Origin of the sequence: Kribbella sp. NPDC058693 (assembly GCF_042715335.1) — a bacterium.
Lineage (GTDB): Bacteria > Actinomycetota > Actinomycetes > Propionibacteriales > Kribbellaceae > Kribbella > Kribbella jiaozuonensis.
Genome location: NZ_JBHXSQ010000004.1, coordinates 653,269 through 669,302 on the forward strand (window position 1 = coordinate 653,269; position 16,034 = coordinate 669,302).

At 68.0% G+C, this 16,034-nt stretch carries 19 protein-coding genes and 1 tRNA gene; 7 read left to right on the top strand and 13 right to left on the bottom strand.

The window, feature by feature from the left end; translation table 11 throughout:
- Window positions 1-6: 6 nt before the first annotated feature.
- Window positions 7-882, bottom strand: coding sequence for an LLM class flavin-dependent oxidoreductase (locus tag ACFWUU_RS29470; protein ID WP_380180087.1), 876 nt, complete (start codon window positions 880-882; stop codon window positions 7-9).
- A gap of 57 nt (window positions 883-939) precedes the next feature.
- Between ACFWUU_RS29470 and ACFWUU_RS29475 the strand changes: the two genes are divergently transcribed.
- The gene (locus ACFWUU_RS29475) at window positions 940-1,596 is read left to right on the top strand and encodes a phosphoribosyltransferase (RefSeq protein WP_380180088.1); all 657 of its coding nucleotides are present in this window, start codon (window positions 940-942) and stop codon (window positions 1,594-1,596) included.
- Window positions 1,597-1,654: 58 nt separating this feature from the next.
- On the opposite strand, the gene ACFWUU_RS29480 is transcribed toward ACFWUU_RS29475, so the two are convergent.
- From ACFWUU_RS29480 to ACFWUU_RS29495, 4 genes are all read right to left on the bottom strand, one after another.
- Entirely contained in the window at window positions 1,655-3,544 is a 1,890-nt protein-coding gene (locus tag ACFWUU_RS29480) for a phosphoenolpyruvate carboxykinase (GTP) (protein ID WP_380180089.1), read from the bottom strand.
- Window positions 3,545-3,869: 325 nt separating this feature from the next.
- On the bottom strand, window positions 3,870-5,132 hold the full coding sequence (locus ACFWUU_RS29485; RefSeq protein WP_380180090.1) for a hypothetical protein: 1,263 nt from the start codon (window positions 5,130-5,132) through the stop codon (window positions 3,870-3,872).
- Window positions 5,129-5,713, bottom strand: a complete 585-nt coding sequence (locus ACFWUU_RS29490) for a hypothetical protein (RefSeq protein ID WP_380180092.1) — start codon at window positions 5,711-5,713, stop codon at window positions 5,129-5,131. Before ACFWUU_RS29490 ends, ACFWUU_RS29485 begins: the two co-directional genes overlap by 4 nt.
- A gap of 493 nt (window positions 5,714-6,206) precedes the next feature.
- The gene (locus ACFWUU_RS29495; protein ID WP_137255648.1) at window positions 6,207-6,761 is read right to left on the bottom strand and encodes a hypothetical protein; all 555 of its coding nucleotides are present in this window, start codon (window positions 6,759-6,761) and stop codon (window positions 6,207-6,209) included.
- Between the two features lie 109 nt (window positions 6,762-6,870).
- Here ACFWUU_RS29495 and ACFWUU_RS29500 point away from each other — a divergent pair.
- The 3 genes from ACFWUU_RS29500 to ACFWUU_RS29510 all read left to right on the top strand — a co-directional run bounded on the left by ACFWUU_RS29500 (window position 6,871) and on the right by ACFWUU_RS29510 (window position 8,554).
- A tRNA-Arg gene (locus ACFWUU_RS29500) sits at window positions 6,871-6,943 on the top strand.
- A 74-nt stretch (window positions 6,944-7,017) separates the two neighbouring features.
- On the top strand, window positions 7,018-7,641 hold the full coding sequence (locus ACFWUU_RS29505; protein WP_380180094.1) for a GNAT family N-acetyltransferase: 624 nt from the start codon (window positions 7,018-7,020) through the stop codon (window positions 7,639-7,641).
- 586 nt (window positions 7,642-8,227) lie between these two features.
- Entirely contained in the window at window positions 8,228-8,554 is a 327-nt protein-coding gene (locus ACFWUU_RS29510; protein ID WP_380180096.1) for a hypothetical protein, read from the top strand.
- Between the two features lie 187 nt (window positions 8,555-8,741).
- Here the strand turns inward: ACFWUU_RS29510 and ACFWUU_RS29515 are convergent, their stop codons facing one another.
- Window positions 8,742-9,197 (bottom strand): kinase, encoded by a 456-nt coding sequence (locus ACFWUU_RS29515; protein ID WP_380180098.1) that lies wholly within the window; start codon window positions 9,195-9,197, stop codon window positions 8,742-8,744.
- A 129-nt stretch (window positions 9,198-9,326) separates the two neighbouring features.
- Window positions 9,327-9,956, bottom strand: a complete 630-nt coding sequence (locus ACFWUU_RS29520) for a glyoxalase superfamily protein (protein ID WP_380180100.1) — start codon at window positions 9,954-9,956, stop codon at window positions 9,327-9,329.
- Window positions 9,957-10,142: 186 nt separating this feature from the next.
- Here ACFWUU_RS29520 and ACFWUU_RS29525 point away from each other — a divergent pair, with 186 nt between their 5' ends.
- Window positions 10,143-10,595: a DUF4395 domain-containing protein gene (locus ACFWUU_RS29525; protein ID WP_380180102.1), complete on the top strand. Its 453-nt coding sequence runs from the start codon at window positions 10,143-10,145 to the stop codon at window positions 10,593-10,595.
- Here ACFWUU_RS29525 and ACFWUU_RS29530 read toward each other — a convergent pair.
- The 3 genes from ACFWUU_RS29530 to smpB form a co-directional block, all read right to left on the bottom strand.
- Window positions 10,589-11,359: a maleylpyruvate isomerase family mycothiol-dependent enzyme gene (locus ACFWUU_RS29530; RefSeq protein ID WP_380180104.1), complete on the bottom strand. Its 771-nt coding sequence runs from the start codon at window positions 11,357-11,359 to the stop codon at window positions 10,589-10,591. The genes ACFWUU_RS29525 and ACFWUU_RS29530 overlap by 7 nt on opposite strands.
- A gap of 78 nt (window positions 11,360-11,437) precedes the next feature.
- Window positions 11,438-11,974, bottom strand: a complete 537-nt coding sequence (locus ACFWUU_RS29535) for a GNAT family N-acetyltransferase (protein ID WP_380180106.1) — start codon at window positions 11,972-11,974, stop codon at window positions 11,438-11,440.
- Between the two features lie 21 nt (window positions 11,975-11,995).
- A complete protein-coding gene (gene smpB, locus ACFWUU_RS29540; RefSeq protein ID WP_380180108.1) occupies window positions 11,996-12,475 on the bottom strand; it encodes an SsrA-binding protein SmpB in 480 nt (159 codons plus the stop codon).
- 78 nt (window positions 12,476-12,553) lie between these two features.
- On the opposite strand from smpB, the gene ACFWUU_RS29545 reads away from it, so the two are divergent.
- Entirely contained in the window at window positions 12,554-13,060 is a 507-nt protein-coding gene (locus tag ACFWUU_RS29545) for a DinB family protein (protein WP_137255637.1), read from the top strand.
- 5 nt (window positions 13,061-13,065) lie between these two features.
- On the opposite strand, the gene ACFWUU_RS29550 is transcribed toward ACFWUU_RS29545, so the two are convergent.
- Together ACFWUU_RS29550 and ACFWUU_RS29555 are read right to left on the bottom strand one after the other, a co-directional pair.
- On the bottom strand, window positions 13,066-14,280 hold the full coding sequence (locus ACFWUU_RS29550) for an RNA polymerase sigma factor (protein ID WP_380180110.1): 1,215 nt from the start codon (window positions 14,278-14,280) through the stop codon (window positions 13,066-13,068).
- The gene (locus ACFWUU_RS29555; RefSeq protein ID WP_380180112.1) at window positions 14,280-14,702 is read right to left on the bottom strand and encodes a YciI family protein; all 423 of its coding nucleotides are present in this window, start codon (window positions 14,700-14,702) and stop codon (window positions 14,280-14,282) included. The genes ACFWUU_RS29550 and ACFWUU_RS29555 overlap by 1 nt, the downstream gene beginning before the upstream one ends.
- 244 nt (window positions 14,703-14,946) lie before the next feature.
- On the opposite strand from ACFWUU_RS29555, the gene ACFWUU_RS29560 reads away from it, so the two are divergent.
- Complete coding sequence (locus tag ACFWUU_RS29560) at window positions 14,947-15,702, top strand: SAM-dependent methyltransferase (RefSeq protein ID WP_380180114.1); 756 nt, start codon at window positions 14,947-14,949, stop codon at window positions 15,700-15,702.
- Here the strand turns inward: ACFWUU_RS29560 and ACFWUU_RS29565 are convergent.
- On the bottom strand, window positions 15,682-16,008 hold the full coding sequence (locus ACFWUU_RS29565) for a nucleotide pyrophosphohydrolase (RefSeq protein ID WP_380180116.1): 327 nt from the start codon (window positions 16,006-16,008) through the stop codon (window positions 15,682-15,684). The two genes, ACFWUU_RS29560 and ACFWUU_RS29565, sit on opposite strands and share 21 nt — an antisense overlap.
- Window positions 16,009-16,034 lie beyond the last annotated feature (26 nt).

A 16,034-nucleotide genomic window follows, 5' to 3' on the forward strand; every position in this document is an offset into this window, starting at 1 on the left:
CTGCTGTTAGCTCCTCGCTTCGGCGATGCGTTCGACCGTGCGGGGGCTGATCGGCTCAGGCGAGATGATCAGGTGCTCGACGCCCAGCTTCTCGTACGCCGCCAGCGCCGCAGGTAGATCCTGTACTTCGATCGCGCGCGGATCGGGGTCGGCGACGGGTGGCTGGTCCGGGTCGCGGACGACGACGCCGACGGTCGGGGCCACCGCGCCGGCGGGCTTGCCGGCGGTCTCGATCGCCTCGCGGAGCGTCTCCAGCCGTTCCTCGACCTTGGCGTCCGCAGCGCCGTACCAGGCGGTGTTCCACAGGTCGGCCCATTGCGCGGTCAGGCGCATCATCCGGGGGCGGTGGCCGGCGATCAGGATCGGGATGCGGTGGGGCGGGGCCGGGTCGAGGTTCGCGTCCTGCGTCTTGTAGTAGGTGCCTTCGTAGGTGACTGTCTCGCCGCGGACCATCCGGGCGACGATCTCCAGCCATTCCTCGAAGCGGCCGACCCGGTGGTCGGTCGGCAGGCCGAAGGCTTCGTACTCCGGGTCGTGCCAGCCCGCGCCGACGCCGAGGATCAGCCGGCCGCCGGAGACCTCATCGAGCGTCGCCGCCATCTTCGCCGTCAGGCCGGGATCCCGGAACGAGGCGCAGAGAACCATGTTCCCGAGTTCCACCCGGGAGGTGACCGCCGCGACCGCGGTCAGCAGGGTCCACGACTCGTGCATGCCGTAGATCTGCCCTTCCGGGTCGCGGTACAGGAAATGGTCCGCGATCCAGACCGAATCCAGCCCGCCCTCCTCGGCCGCCTCCGCGACCGCCCGCACGTCCTTCCACCCGGGCATACCGCCTCCGGGCCCGTCGCCTGCACCCAGCGGGAGCATCACACCGATCTTCATGCCCGTGGTCCGATCTCAGGGATTCGCATGGGCTCAACGTAGTTGGATCATGGCGGGATGAGGAGGCCGTATTTTGATCGGGCGGCTGCCGGTGCGGTGCTTGCCGATGAGCTCGGGCAGGTCGCCGGTTCGGTCCTGGTGCTCGGCCTGGCGCGCGGCGGCGTGCCGGTAGCCGGGCCGATCGCGGAGGCCCTGGGGGCGGAGCTCGATGTGCTGATCGTGCGGAAGCTGGGGTTGCCGGGGCAGCCGGAGCTGGCGATGGGCGCGATCGCGGGGGTCGGCGAGGAACTGCATGTCGTGCGCAACGAGCAGATCGCGCGCGAGGTCGACGCGGCCGCGATGGATGAGGTACGGCGGCGCGAGGTCCTCGAGTTGCGCCGGCGGGAAGCGGCGTACCGCGGGGACCGGCCGCCGATCGACGTACGGGATCGGGTGGTGATCCTCGTCGACGACGGGCTGGCGACCGGTTCGACGATGCGAGCAGCGGTCGAGGCGGTACGGCGTCAGCGGCCGGCGCGCGTGATCGTCGCCGTACCGGTGGGTGGTGTGGAGAGCTGCCGGCGGCTGGCGCGGATCGCGGATCAGGTCGTGTGCGTGTGGATCCCGCGGTACTTCAACGCGGTCGGGCAGGCGTACCAGGACTTCTCGTCGGTGAGCGACGACGAGGTGCAGCGCGTGCTGGCCGAAAGCACAGCGCGGCGCCCCGGCAGGTGAGCCGAGGCACCGCGCTGTCGGTCCGGCCGCCGGCTTCCGATTCGGCGGCCGGCGTTCATCAGCCCAGCCGGGCCTTGAGGTTGTCGAGCTCGACCTTGAGCTCGGTCGGGACGGTGTCGCCGAGCTTGGCGAACCACTCCTCGATCAGCGGGATCTCGGCCTTCCACTCCTCGACGTCGACGTCGAGCGCGATCTCGAGGTCCTGCGCGGTCAGGTCGAGCCCGGCGACGTCGAGCGCGTCCGCGGCCGGCACCCGGCCGATCGGGGTCTCGACCGCGTCGGCCTGGCCCTCGATCCGGTCGATGACCCACTTCAGCACGCGGCTGTTCTCACCGAAGCCTGGCCAGACGAACTTGCCCGCGTCGTCCTTGCGGAACCAGTTCACGTAGAAGATCTTCGGCAGCTGCGCCGCGTCGTGTTGCTTGCCGACGGTCAGCCAGTGGTCGAAGTACTGCCCGGCGTCGTACCCGAGGAACGGCAGCATCGCCATCGGGTCCCGCCGTACGACGCCGACCTGGCCGACCGCGGCCGCGGTGGTCTCGGACGACAGCGTCGCACCCATGAACACCCCGTGCGCCCAGTCGCGCGACTCGGTCACCAGCGGGACCGTCGTGGCGCGGCGGCCGCCGAAGATGATCGCGGAGATCGGTACGCCGTTCGGGTCGTCGTACTCGTCGGCGAGGATCGGGCACTGCTCGATCGGGGTGCAGAACCGGCTGTTCGGGTGGCTCGACAGCTCGCCGTTGCCCGGCGTCCACTCGCGGCCCTTCCAGTCGGTCAGGTGGTCCGGCGGGGTCGGCGAGTAGCCCTCCCACCAGACGTCGCCGTCGTCGGTCAGGGCGACGTTGGTGAAGACCGAGTTGCCCTTCTCGATCGTGCGCATCGCGTTCGGGTTCGTCTTCCAACCGGTGCCGGGGGCAACACCGAACAGGCCGAACTCCGGGTTCACGGCGTACAGCCGGCCGTCCTTGCCGAACCGCATCCAGGCGATGTCGTCGCCGAGCGTCTCGACCTCCCAGCCCTCCAGCGTCGGGTCGAGCATCGCCAGGTTCGTCTTGCCGCAGGCGCTCGGGAACGCGGCGGCGACGTAGTGCACCTTCTTCTCCGGCGAGATCAGCTTGAGGATCAGCATGTGCTCGGCCAGCCAGCCTTCGTCGCGGGCCATCGCGGACGCGATCCGCAGCGAGTAGCACTTCTTGCCGAGCAGCGAGTTGCCGCCGTACCCGGAGCCGTAGGACCAGATCGCCCGCTCCTCGGGGAACTGCACGATGTACTTCTCGTCGTTGCACGGCCACGGGACGTCCTGCTCACCCTCTTGCAGCGGTGCGCCGACCGAGTGCAGGCAGGGGACGTACGGTGCGTCCTCACCCAGCTTCGCCAGCACGTCGGCGCCGGTACGGCACATGATCCGCATCGAGGCGACGACGTACGCCGAGTCGGTGATCTCGACCCCGAACATCGGCTTCTCCGCCGTCAACGGACCCATGCAGAACGGGACGACGTACATCGTCCGGCCGCGCATCGAACCGCGGTACAGCTCCGTCATCAGCGCCTTCATCTGCGCCGGGTCCATCCAGTTGTTGGTCGGACCGGCGTCCTTCTCGTCCGCGGAGCAGATGAACGTGCGCTGCTCGACGCGGGCGACGTCGCTGGGGTCGGTGCGGACCCAGAACGAGTTCGGCTTCTTCTCCTCGTTCAGCCGGACCATGGTGCCGGCCGCGATCAGCTCGTTCGTCAGCGTGGCGTACTCCGCCTCCGACCCGTCGACCCAGTGGATCCGGTCGGGCTGCGTGAGCTCGGCGACCTCGGCCACCCAGTTCAGCAGGCCGGCGTGTTGCGTCGGGGCCGTGGTCAGGTCGTACGGCGTGGGCTTTTCGCCGGGGAGGGGGTCCTTGGTGGCTGCTGAGGTGGCGGTCTCGGTATGGGTCGGGCTGGCGGTTGTCGTCATTCGCGGCTCATTCCCTCTCGGCTGTCGGGCCCGGCGACGTTCGGCCCCTCGACGCTGAAAGGCGGGTACGGCGTCCGGCCGCCGGGGTCTCCGGCGGTTCGATGCAGCTGGCTGGCGGTGTACTCGCTCGCATACCAGTGCGTCCAGTGGGCGTATACCAGTGTGCAAGTGGTACTACGGTACGCGAACGACCCGAGGGCTGTGAACCGCCAGAAAGTGAACCCGGTCACAAAGTTTTCGCGACAATCGCTTTCCGGTGTCGCTTGTGAAAATGAGAACGGCCCGCGCTGTTCGCGCGGGCCGTTTCAGCAGATCTTGCGGTCGATCAACTGGTCTGCCGCCAGATGTCGTTGACGATCCGCTGGACGTCCGGCGCCTCGGCCACCTGTCCGTGGACCATCGCGCCGACCAGCCACCACTGACCGCCGCTCAGGAACGCGTGCGTCATCGTGATCGTGTACGGCGCCTTCGTCGACACCGTCAGCCAGGTCCGCGCGTCCTTCGCGGTCGCCGGCGCGGTCGTCTTGTAGATCTTCGTCCACAGCTGATCGAACGAGGGCCGGTCGGCCAGGCACTGCGCCAGGCTCACGCACGGGTGCAGCGCGAGCTGCGCCTGGAACGAGTTCTTCAGGCCGTTCGGGTCGTACTCGGTCGCGGTCACGATCTTCCGCAGGATCACCTGCGAGGACTCACCCAGCCGCACCACCTGCGGCGGCCGCGGCCAGCCGAGCGCGAACGGCAGCTCGGCGTTCGCAATGACCTGGAGGTCGGCGCCGGCGGCGTACGTCGCTCCGAAGACGCCGGGTGATCCGTCGGGGCGCTTGTAGGGCGCTGTCGTGACGATGTTTATCGGTGGGATCAGGACCTTGGCCGGGTACGCCTCCGGGCTGACGGCCGGGGCAGTGGCCTCGACCGGGTCGTCCTTCTTCACGGCGCTGCCGATGGCGGAGCCGATCGAGTAGGTGATGCTGAAGACGATCAGGACGACGACGGCGACGACGGCGTAGATCCAGGAGCCGATCTTGCGGCTGTATTGACGGGCGACGTCGATCTTGGACTGGTCCGTGGGGGTCGGCTGCTGGGGTTGGTGCGGGTGGTCGGCGTACGACGGGATGGTGCCGAGTGCGCTGCCGGTGCCGGGTGCGGTGCTGGGTGTGGTGCCGGGTGCGGGTGCCGTGGTGGGGTCGTGGTCGGGCAGGGGGAGGGGTGGCGGCGTGGCGCCGTACCTGGTGAGCTGCTCGCGGACTGCCTGCAGGGACACGTCGTCGTTGCCGATGATGCCGTCGAGCGGGTCGATCAGGCGCTCCGCGCCGGTCTGCCCGGGGATCAGCTGGGTGATCGCGTACGGGCGGCTCGAGTTGAAGTTGGCCGCCCAGAGCGGGGCATCCTGCTGGCCCGGCACGAGCGCGGCGTCGCGGCTGGCGAGGGTGAGCCGCTCCACGACGGTCGCGTCACGCGCACCGTCCTCGCTCAGCACGAGTGCGACGATCTCCATCCCGGTGAACGTGCGGCCGTGCCACAACTCCGCGAGCGGGTGCTGGAGCAGTCGCTGATCCAGCTGGTAGCCCGGGATCTCCGGCGTACTCATTTGCTCTCCCAGATGACGCGATCCGCCAGCGCCAGCGCGGCCTTCTGCGCCACGTCGGCGTCGACCGGGTTGGCTGTGTAATCCACCTGTACGACGATGTCGGCGCGCTGGACCAGTGCGTGTACGGCCCATGACTCGCCGGCCATGCCGCTCGCGGTCCGGCTGACCTTCGTCGGGTACGGCCGGTCCTCGTCGAGCGTCTTCATCGGCGACCGGGTGAACACCTTCTTCGCGGTCTGCGCCGGCGTGAACGGCTTGTTGCCCGCGCCGACGTCCTGCCCGCCGTACGGCGTGATCGTGACCTTCACGCCGGCCGCGGTGTACGCGCGCACCTTCGCCCGGGAACTGCCCGCCTCGCAGGTGATCGTCGTACTCCCGACCTGCGTCATCACCACATTGGATGCCTTAGGCAACAGGCTCGAGACGTCCCCGATCCGCGCACACAGATCCGCCGGCATCGTCCGCGCCGCCACGATGTCCGCAGGCGTCACCGGCTCACCGACCGCCCACCCGATCCCCCCACCCGCAATAGCAGCCACCCCACACCCGATCGCCGTACCCCGAACCAGTCGCCTACCCATGCCCGCGACCTTAACCACGCGGAGGTCCTCCCTAACCACTCAGGCAACACCCGTACGGATGTCCCCGGCGGTCCCGGGACCCGCCTTAGACGCAAACCCCCCTCACGCGGTTCCGACAAGCCTGCTGCTGTCGTCCCCACACCTTCACCGGCCGCCGCGCACGCTCTCACCCGCCGATCGGTCTCTTGCGCGCTGCCGCGCGCGGTCTGCGGCTGCCGCCGCGTCGACTACCCCGTGGTGGGGCGTGTCTGCGGTCGGGGAGCAGGAGGTGGTGATGGGCGTGCACGCTGATCCGTCCCCTGAAACGCGGGCCCGTCCGGTGCCGCACACCGCCAACCCAGGCATGGTTGCAGCGCCGCCAACCCACGCATGGTTGCAGCGCCGCCAACCCACGCATGGTTGCCAACGGCACCTGATTGCCCAACAGGTTGGATCCGTCCGGTGCGCGCGATCCCGTCGTACGAGAGTCTCGCGCACCCCGGCGTACGCCCGGCTAACCGAGCAGCGTCTTGACCGACCCGCCGGACTCGGTGAGCTTCGTGCCCAAACCCTTCAGCGCATCGCCGACCGTCCCGAGGATGTCCGACAGGTCCTTCAGATTCCCGGCCAGGCTCTCGACCTCGGTCGCGACCCCGCCGATCTGCCCGCTCCCGTCGTTCAGCTTCTTCGCCGCCGCGTCCCCGATCCCGGGGATCTTGTCCAGCTCGCCGGCCAGCCCGGCCAGCATCCCGGCCGCGTCCTTCAGCCGGTCCTTGGCCGCGTTCATCGTGCCCGCGCTCCCGGTCAGCGCCTTCCGCGCGCCACCTTCGCCGTCATCCCCGACCAGCGCCCCAGCAGCCTTCGCCGCCTGCTCGCCGGCCTCCGCCAGCCCGGTCCCGATCGTCTTCAGCAGGTCCGGCAGCTGCCCGATGAACCCGACCGCCCCGTCCGGCAGCCCGCGTACGAGCTCCAGCACCTTCTTGAAGTCGTCCGAGTTCTCGAGCACGAACCCGACCGCCTTCTTGACGTCCCCCAGATCCCGCCCGCCCAGCAAATCCTCGATACCCATGCGCGGATCGTAGGGCTCAGAACCCACCCAACACCCGCCACCGCGCCGCCCTCCAGAGCCGATTGGCCTACACCCACCCCCTCCATGTATCGTTACTCGACGTTGTCCAGCGCTCGTAGCTCAACGGATAGAGCATCTGACTACGGATCAGAAGGTTGGGGGTTCGAATCCCTCCGAGCGCGCATAGTGAAAGCCCAGGCAGATACCCCTGACCTGGGCTTTTTCGTACTCCCGGGGAACTGTGCGAACGGAGCCGATGGACGTGCGTGAACCGGATGCCGACGTTCCGGTCGTGTCGCTCTCAGATGGTGTGGTCACTCTCCGACCTTGGTCGCGAGATGACGCCAGGTTCATGGCGGAAGCATTCGCCGATCCAGCGATCCGACGCTACAACGGGGCCCATGACCGACTCGGACGACCGGCTCCGCCGCTCTCGATCGAGGACGCTGAAGCGATCATCGACGAGTTCGCGTCGTGCTGGCGGGCGTTCGGCGCGGCGGAGCCACCATCTGGTGTTGCCTTCGCGATCACGGACGCAGCCTCTGGTGGCCTGGTCGGCTGCTGTGGCGTCGATGACTGGTCGAAGGGAGACGTAGCGCAGTTCGGCTACTGGATCGGGCCGGGCGCGCGGGGGCGCGGGTATGCGACTCGGGCGGTGGTTCTGCTCACCCAGTGGTTGTTCGAGCTCGGCGCAGCTCGCGCCTTCCTGACGGTCGAGGCGGACAATGAAGCGTCAGCCGCGGTGGCCCGCCGAGCGGGGTTCGTACACGAGGGAACGATGCGCGCACACAGCGTGTGGCAGGGCGAACGCATCGACGTGATGTGGTTCGCGGCGCTCCCGCACGAATGGACGATGCGCGAGCCGGCCGAACCGGCGTGATGTGCGACGCGATCGCAGCCGGTCTTGTCGAGTCCTTCGGCGAGGGCAACGAGTCGTCATATACGCGATGGACCGAAGGCAATACCTGACCCAGCCTGACCCGAACGACCGGTACCGGCGAGCGACGATGAGCACCTGGTCGACAACCTCCGGTGCGCAGTCGAGGGGGTCGCGATCAGAGTGCCGGCGGCCTCGGCTGATGGCGGAGCTGACGACCGCGCTCGCCTGACCCTTTACTCCGCCAATAGGTCCGCGACGCATGCCCGTCAGCTGATGTGCGACAGGCTAGACGTCTGGCGACCAACCTTGGGGCCGGCCAACGTACGCATCTGCAGATGGGCGAGTGCCGAGGTCGTGCGGGTCAGTGGCCGTCGAACGCGAAGCGCTCACCTGCCTGCGGGTCATAGAGCGGACCGCCGAGCCCGATCGCTACATTCACGATGCGGTTCATGTCGCCACCAGACATAGAGGAGTTCGTAGCTCACGCCGGGAGTCTGGCATGGGCTATCGACTGACGCCGTCCACTGGCTGGGTGTCAACGGCGGGATGGGATGCTGGAGGGGTTTTCGGCTCTTGAAGGGTGTTCATGTTCAACGTGCCGGTTCGTCCGAAGGTCGTTTGTCTGTGTGGTTCGCTGCGTTTTGGCAGGGAGTTTGCGAGCGAGCGCATGCGCTTGACGCTCGATCTGGCGATCGTTCTGGCTCCGGAGGGCGCCGAGGCGCCTGTGCTGGATCCGTTGCTCGTGCGGGCCTTGGGGGAACTGCATCTGCGCAGGATCGACCTCGCGGATGAGGTTCGGATCGTGAACCCCGGCGGGTACATCGGGGAGGCCACCCGCCGTGAGATTGCGTACGCCAATGCCTTGGGCAAGCTCGTCACGTACTTGCATGAGCCGGCGATCGGGGAGAGCTAGCCGGTCTCTCTGACTACGTCACCCAGCAGCGGATTGCCACTGATCGGCGCCAGGCTCAACTCGATCCGGGGACTGCCGAGCTGCCGGAGGACATGCCGGCCCGAAGCCGGGACGGCACCTCTCGGTTCGCCGGGCACGGATCGGTCTTGCCTGATGCGGGATGGGCCTAGAAGCTGAGGCGCTCGTTCTAGGAGTCTGATGGCCAGCAGTCTTGGAGGATGCGGGTGACCGTGGCGTCCAGGGTGTCGTCGGCCGTGATGACGCTTTCGGCGAGGTCGGGGATCGGTTGGAGTCCGCGGTACCACTGTCGCATCTCGGCTTCGCCGAAGGCTGTCGCGACCGGCTTTGTCGAGTGCCGGCGGATGGTCTCCTCGAAGGGCAGATCGTAGATGTAGCTGCGAGACACGCCGCGGTGATCTGCAACCAGGCTTGGGAGGATTTGCGAGTACCACTTCGCGTTCAGGATCCCTTCGATGATCACATCGAAGCCTCGCTCCAGCAGATATCTCCCAGCAAGGTCGATGAGCCCGATCGGGTGGCCTCCTGCGTCGTCCCCTGTTCCCAGGATGTCGCGCCTGATGACGTCTTGTCCGAGGACGGCAACCGTGCCAGCTGGGCGCGCAGCACGGATGGCGGCGGCCACCGCCGACTTCCCCGATCCGCTGTTGCCTCGCAACGTGATCAGCCGCGTCGAACTCGAACCAACAGCGTCATGACCCACCCCAGCACTCCTCTCATGACGCAACAGGTCATGCTTCGGCCGCGTCGGGTCTCAGCCGATGAATGCTATTGCGTTGCCGTCGGGGTCGCGGATTATGAAGTCGGTGCCGCCCCAGGCTTGTTTGGTTAGTTTCTGGATGATTTCGGCGTTGGCGGTCTGATATTCCGTGTAGAGGTCGCGGACGTTCGGCGTGTCGATGAATGCCATGATGAGCCCCTGCCGTTCCGCGGCGCCGGCGGCGAAAACCGGCTCGTGTACGAGCTTCAGGTGCAACGTCGCGCCGTCGCGCGATACCGAGCCGTAGAACGGCGGGTTGCCGTGTAAGAAGTCGATCCGGAAGCCGAGCTGGTCCCGATAGAACGTGGCCGCCGCAGCGACGTCGGCGACGTACAGCACCGGCTTGGCGCTCGCGACTGCCGTGTTCTGGGGCTGCGGCTGCTCGCTGGTGGGCGGGGCCACTTCCGTGCTCGCCTTGAGTTCGGCCCAGTTGGCGCAGCCTGCTTCGAGGGCGATGATCTCTTGGGCTTCGGTGAGCGGAAACTTCAGCGCGAGTGCTTCGCGGTCGGACAACGTGCGATAGCGCTCAAGCTGCCGGATGCGACCGCCGATCGAGAAGTTTCCTTCGCGGTGCCAGCGAACGAGCAGTTTCGCCTGCTTCTTGTACGTTTCGAGCTTGGGCATGGCGCTCCCTCTTCGGTCTAGAAGTAGGTGGGCCTTGCCCTTTCGGCTCGGTGAGCCGCTGCGCCCTACGACCGGGGTGAACCCGCGCCTGCGACCCTCAGATTACCATGGCGAAATTTGCCAGGTGCAGGGCCGAGTAGACTCAGTCGGGTCGGCTGGCTGGCATCTCATTCTCTGGAGTACCACATGGGCGGCTCCGGTATTGGTGCGTGTCCGCTCCGCGCCCATGTCGATCCGCGCCTGTTGCGATTCAGCGCCGGGGCCACCGCGAGCGTGCTCGCCGTCGTACTGCTCATCGTCGAGATTGCTCGGCCGTTGAGCCTCGGCCTGCTCGCCTCGCAGGTGGCTGTGTTTGCGTTCACCGCGTTCGTGAGTTTTCAGTGGTCGGTGTGGGCGCAGATCTTTGCCCGGGTGATCTGGCCGCGGATCGGAGCGCCGGCGAAATTGGAAGATGCCCGGCCGCAGAGATTCGGCCAGTTCGTCGGCTTCGTGTTCACCGCTCTGGCGCTGGCCACCTTCGTACTCGGCGTCGATGTCGCCGGCTACGGCCTCACCGCTGTCGCTTTCGGCCTGGCAGCCCTCAACGCATCCACCGGGCTGTGCCTGGGCTGCAAGGCCTACCACCGGATCCGTCAGTAGCCGGGGAAGACGTTCCGGAGTTCGTCCAGGGTGACGTTGCCGGTCACGCTGACGCCGGCGGAGTACTCGGCACGGAGCCGTCCGGTCAGTAGCCGCGTGACGGCCTCGGCCGGGCCATCGAATGTGGCTGTGGGGTCGTCGAGTGACGTGGTCACGGTGACCGTGTCGGTGATAGTGATGCCGCCGCCCGGGATCGCCAGGCGGACTTCCTGGTCGAGCTCGTCAGTCTTGGCGGAGAAGCCCAGGAGGAAGGCCAGCGGGCCGGCGAGGAGTTCGATGAGTAAGTCGGCCGAGGCCGCGTCCACGGTCGCGGACGGGTCGACTCCTACGCGTACGTCCCAGGCGTGGTTGGCGACCTCGCTGAGTCGCATGCCGAGCGCGACCTCCAGCGGTACCGGCTCGGGCAGGATGCCCAGGTCGATCGTGCTGTCGGGCTGCTCGGCGCTGAGCGCCTCGACGGCATCGACGTACGCCTGGTCGTACTTGACGAATCCGGCCGCCTGGTCGGCCGGGGACAAGGCGTTCCACCGGGCCCAGATCGACTGGTTCTCCTCAGGTTGGACCTGCTCGCCGGCCGCGATCCCGATCGGCTTGCGGAAGATCTCGGCGCCGCTGCCGAGGTGCGAGAGAACCTGCGCGACTGTCCACTCCTCCGCTCCGCTACGGCCGTTCAGCTGTTCCTGCGTCAAGGTCGGTACCAGTGCGGCGAGGGTGTCGTGATTGGCACGCAGAGCCGCAACGGTGCGGTCGACAAGTGTGATCATGCCACCCGCAACCTCGCAGGGCCCGGCTTTCTTCCGACCGACGAGAATCTCGTCCGTCGCAACAGCTCCAGCGCGAGGTCAGACGGTGCTCGCCGGAGGGCGTAGGCCGAGCCATTGTTCGGCGTTCCAGGCTTCGAAGCGTTCGAGTTCGGTGAAGCCGAGGGCTGCGGCTAGGTGCATTGAGGGGAGGTTGGCGGATTGGGTGGTGAGGATTATGGGTTCGCCGGGGTGGGTGGTGTCGAACCAGGTGAGGGCTGCGGTGCAGGCCTCGCGGGCGTAGCCGTTGCCCCAGGTGTGGGGGAGGAAGAGGTAGCCGAGGTCGGCTTTTCCGGTGGCGGCCGGGCGGCGGTGGTCGGTTGCTCGGCGGAGCAGGATCCAGCCGATCATCGTGCCGTCGAGTTCGACGACGAAGCTGCCGGGCCAGCGCTCGGGGACGTCAGGCGTTCCGCGTTCGAGCTCGTCGCGGGGGCGGGGGCCGCCGAGGTACGTGTTGACCTCGGGTGAGGCGAGGAGGTCGATGAACGTCGTACGGTCGCGGGCCTCGGGCTCTCGCAGTACGAGTCGCTCAGTCTTGATCGGTGTCGGCGGCCACGGTACGGATCCCAGATCGTCCACCGGCGCACGCTAACAAATGGATCAGTCCGAGCGGCCCTTCAGGCGGCGGTTGACCGCGCGCTCGACCTCGCGGGTCGCTTCGCGTTCGGCGAGGGCCTGGCGTTTGTCCCAGGTCTTCTTGCCGCGGGCAAGGGCGATCTCGACCTTCGCGCGGCCGTCCTTGAAGTACAGCGACGTCGGGACGATCGTCAGGCCGCTCTCGTTGACCTTGCGCTCGATCTTGTCGATCTGGGCGCGGTGCAGCAGCAGCTTCCGCTTGCGGCGGGAGCCGCCGTTGAACCAACGGGACTGCGAGTACTGCGGGATGTGCACGCCGTGCAGCCAGATCTCGCCGTTCTCGACCTGCGCGAACCCGCCGACCAGCGACGCCCGCCCGGCCCGAAGCGCCTTCACCTCCGGCCCCTCCAGCACGATCCCCGCCTCCCAGGACTCACCCAGCTGGTAGTCATGCGCAGCCTTCCGGTTGCGCGCAACCACGGGCTCGGCGTCTGGCTTCTTCACACACTGATTCTCCCGCCGTAGGGCTCAGAAGGCCTAACTCGGTAGCCGCAGGGTCGACCCACACGTAACCTCGCCGGCATGTCGACATGGACCACGCCCGAGCGGCCCGAGCCGCCGATCAACCCGGTTGACGAGCGGTCCGCTCTCGACGACCGCCTCGACTTCCAGCGCACCACGCTGCTCCAGAAGTGCGGCGGCCTCACGCCGGAGCAGCTGGCGACGCGGTCGGTGCCGCCCTCGACGCTGTCGCTGCTCGGGCTTGTCCGGCACCTGTCCGGGGTCGAGGCCTGGTTCCACGAGTACGACGACCAACCGGACCACCTGTACTTCTGGGACTATCAGCCAGGCTCGACGAACCGCAGCGACGTCGTCGACATCACGCGGGCCGCGGACGACCTGGCCAGCTACCAGGCGAGTGTCGCGCGATCGCGTACGGCGGTGGCGGGGCTCAGCCTCGACGCGGTCAGCCCGGGCGAGGACTACACGCTGCGCTGGATCTACCTGCACATGATCGAGGAGTACGCCCGCCACAACGGCCACGCAGACTTCCTCCGCGAGCGCATCGACGGCGCCACGGGCGAGTAGCCCGGTCAGCCCAGCGCGGCTGCTTTGTTCAGCAGTACTGAGCGTTCGCGTTCGTTGGTGCAGAGGCGGGCGGCCAGTTCCAGTTCGGCGCGGGCCTCGGGGAGGCGGCCGAGGCGGGTGAGGAGTTCGCCCCGTACGGTCGGGACCAGGTGTGAGCCGGGGAGTCGGTCCGACGCGACCAGCTCGTCCACCATGTCCAGGGCCTCGGCCGGACCGGAGGCCATGGCGACCGCGACGGCTCGGTTGAGCTCGACCACAGGCGACGGCGCGACCCGACCGAGGGCCTCGTAGAGCACGACGATCCGGTCCCAGTCGGTTGCCTCCACGGACGGCGCCGACGCGTGTACGGCGGCGATCGCAGCCTGCAGGCCGTACGGGCCGAGCCCGCGCACCGACGCCTTCGCCAGCGAGGCCAGCCCGCGGTGGATCGCCGAGAGGTCCCACCGCTGCCGGTCCTGGTCCTCCAGCAGGATCGGCGAACCATCCGGGCTCGTGCGGGCCGGGAACCGCGCCGCCGTCAGCTCGCACAGCGCGAGCAGACCGTGTACTTCGGGCTCGTCCGGCAGCAGCGCAGTCAGCGTGCGGGCCAGCCGGATCGCCTCGTACGCGACATCCCGGCGTACCAGCAGGTCGCCCGACGTCGCCGTCGAGCCCTCCGTGAAGATCACGTAGACGACGCTGAGTACGCCGCCCAGCCGCTCCCGGCGCTCATCGGCCGGCGGCAGCTCGAACGGTACGCCGGCCGCCGCGATCGTCTTCTTCGCGCGGGTGATCCGCGCCTGCACGGTCGGTACGGGGACCAGGAACGCGCGGGCGATCTGCTCGGACGACAGGCCGGCGACCACCCGCAGGGTCAGCGCCACCCGGGCCTCGGGCGAGAGCACCGGGTGGCAGCTGATGAACATCAACGCCAGGACGTCGTCGTCGATCCGGTCGGGGTCGATGTCCTCGTTGACGACCGGATCCGCCGCGAGCAGCGCGTACCGATCCTTCAGCGCCGTACGGCGGCGGATCGCGTCGATCGCCCGCCGCCGGGCCGTCGCCATCAGCCAGCCGGCCGGACTGGCCGGAGGGTTGCGTGGCCACGACACCAGCGCCTCGGCCACCGCCTCCTGCGCGGCGTCCTCGGCCAGCGCGAAATCCCCGGTGAACCGGGTCAGCGCGGCCACGATCCGCGCCGACTCGATCCGCCAGACGGCCTCGACATCCGCCGTATCCATCAGACCCGGCCGGCGCTCTCACTCCCAGCCCGCTCCCCGGCCTCGGCGGACTCCTCGTGACCCGGCGGCCGCTCGTCCTCGCCGGCAACCCGCCGTACCTCGATCTTGGACCCGGCAACCGACGGTAGCCGCTTGGCCCACTCGACGGCTTCCTGCTTCGACGCGACGTCGAGCATGAAGTAGCCCCCGAACAGCTCCTTCGTCTCCCCGTACGGCCCGTCCGTCACCACCGGCGCCTCACTGCTGAAGTCGACCACCACACTCTCGGCCGCATCATCCAGCCCCTCGGCCGCGATGAACACCCCGGCCGTCATCAACTCCTCGATGAAATGGTACGTCGAAGCCGCCAACTCCTCGAACCCGGCCATCACCGCCGCATTCGACTCATCGGTACCCCGCATGATCAACATGTACTTCGCCATCGCGCTCTCTCCTCGTCCCCACGAACCGCCTCTCGGCCCGCTTACACCCCCAGGTCGAACAACCAACCCCAAGATCGACAACGCCCCAAGAAACTTCTCGCCGCGCTGCATATCGTCGCAGCTGTCACTGATGAAGCGCCTGCGTCGCGGGTGGTTCGGTGAAATGGCGGAGTGCTTCGACGACAACCGTCATCTGGGGATAACCGTTTGCCTGGGATTGGGTGGGATCGGAGACTCGCGTCGTATGGATGATGGCGAGCTCGAGGTGCTGTTGAGGAACGAGCGTTACCCGCGGTCCGCGGCGTACCCGGGGCGGTGGATGGTTGATGGTGGGATGGGGCCGAATCCGGTGTGGCAGGCGGAGGCGCTGGCTGAGGTCATGGCGCTTGAGGCCGGGATGCGGGTGCTCGACCTGGGGTGTGGGGCCGCGCTCAGCTCGATCTTTCTGGCCAAGGAGTACGGCGTTGAGGTGTGGGCGGCCGACCTGTGGGTCAGGCCTGACGAGAACCTGCGCCGCGTGGCCGACGCTCACCTGGAAGACCAGGTTCATCCGATCCACGCGGAAGCCCATGCCCTGCCTTTCGCGGACGACTTCTTCGACGCGCTCGTCAGCATCGGCGCGTACCACTACTTCGGCACCGACGACCTGTACCTCGGCTACTACTCACGTTTCGTGAAACGCGGCGGCCGGCTCGGCATCGTGCAACCTGGCCTCGTCGCGGAGTACGAGACGCTTCCCCCGCCGCACCTCGCGCCGTACTGGAAATGGGACTTCTGCGCCTGGCACAGTCCCGCGTGGTGGCGTCGGCACTGGGAGAAGACCGGCCTGGTCACCGTCGAGCTCGCCGACCAGCTCCCCGACGGCTGGCGAGACTGGCTGCAATGGAACGAAGCTTGCGACCAAGACAGCGGTACGCCGGGTCGCGAGGAAGCCCAGATGCTCCGCACCGACGCCGGCCAAGCCCTCGGCCTCACCCGACTAGTTGCCCACCGCAACTGAGAGCTTGGCGTCCAGCTCGTCGGTCATGCGGGTGAACTCCGCGGCCAGGTCGATCTCGTAGCGGTCGGCAAGGACCAGGACGGACCAGAGGCAGTCGGCCAGCTCGTGGCCGATGCGGGTCCGGGCATCGTCGATCTCGCGGCGCCCGTCGACCGCCATGACGAGCTTCGCGAGGTCTCCGACGTCGCCGACGAAGCCGAGCGCGAGGTCGCCCGTCGTCCACTCGGTGCGGCCCGCGGACGTGTTGTAGCGGTCGTACAGCTTGCTGATCTCAACGGCTCGGGCCTGGCGGGCTGTTAATTCCATGCCGACAGAGCCTACGTTCGGCAGGA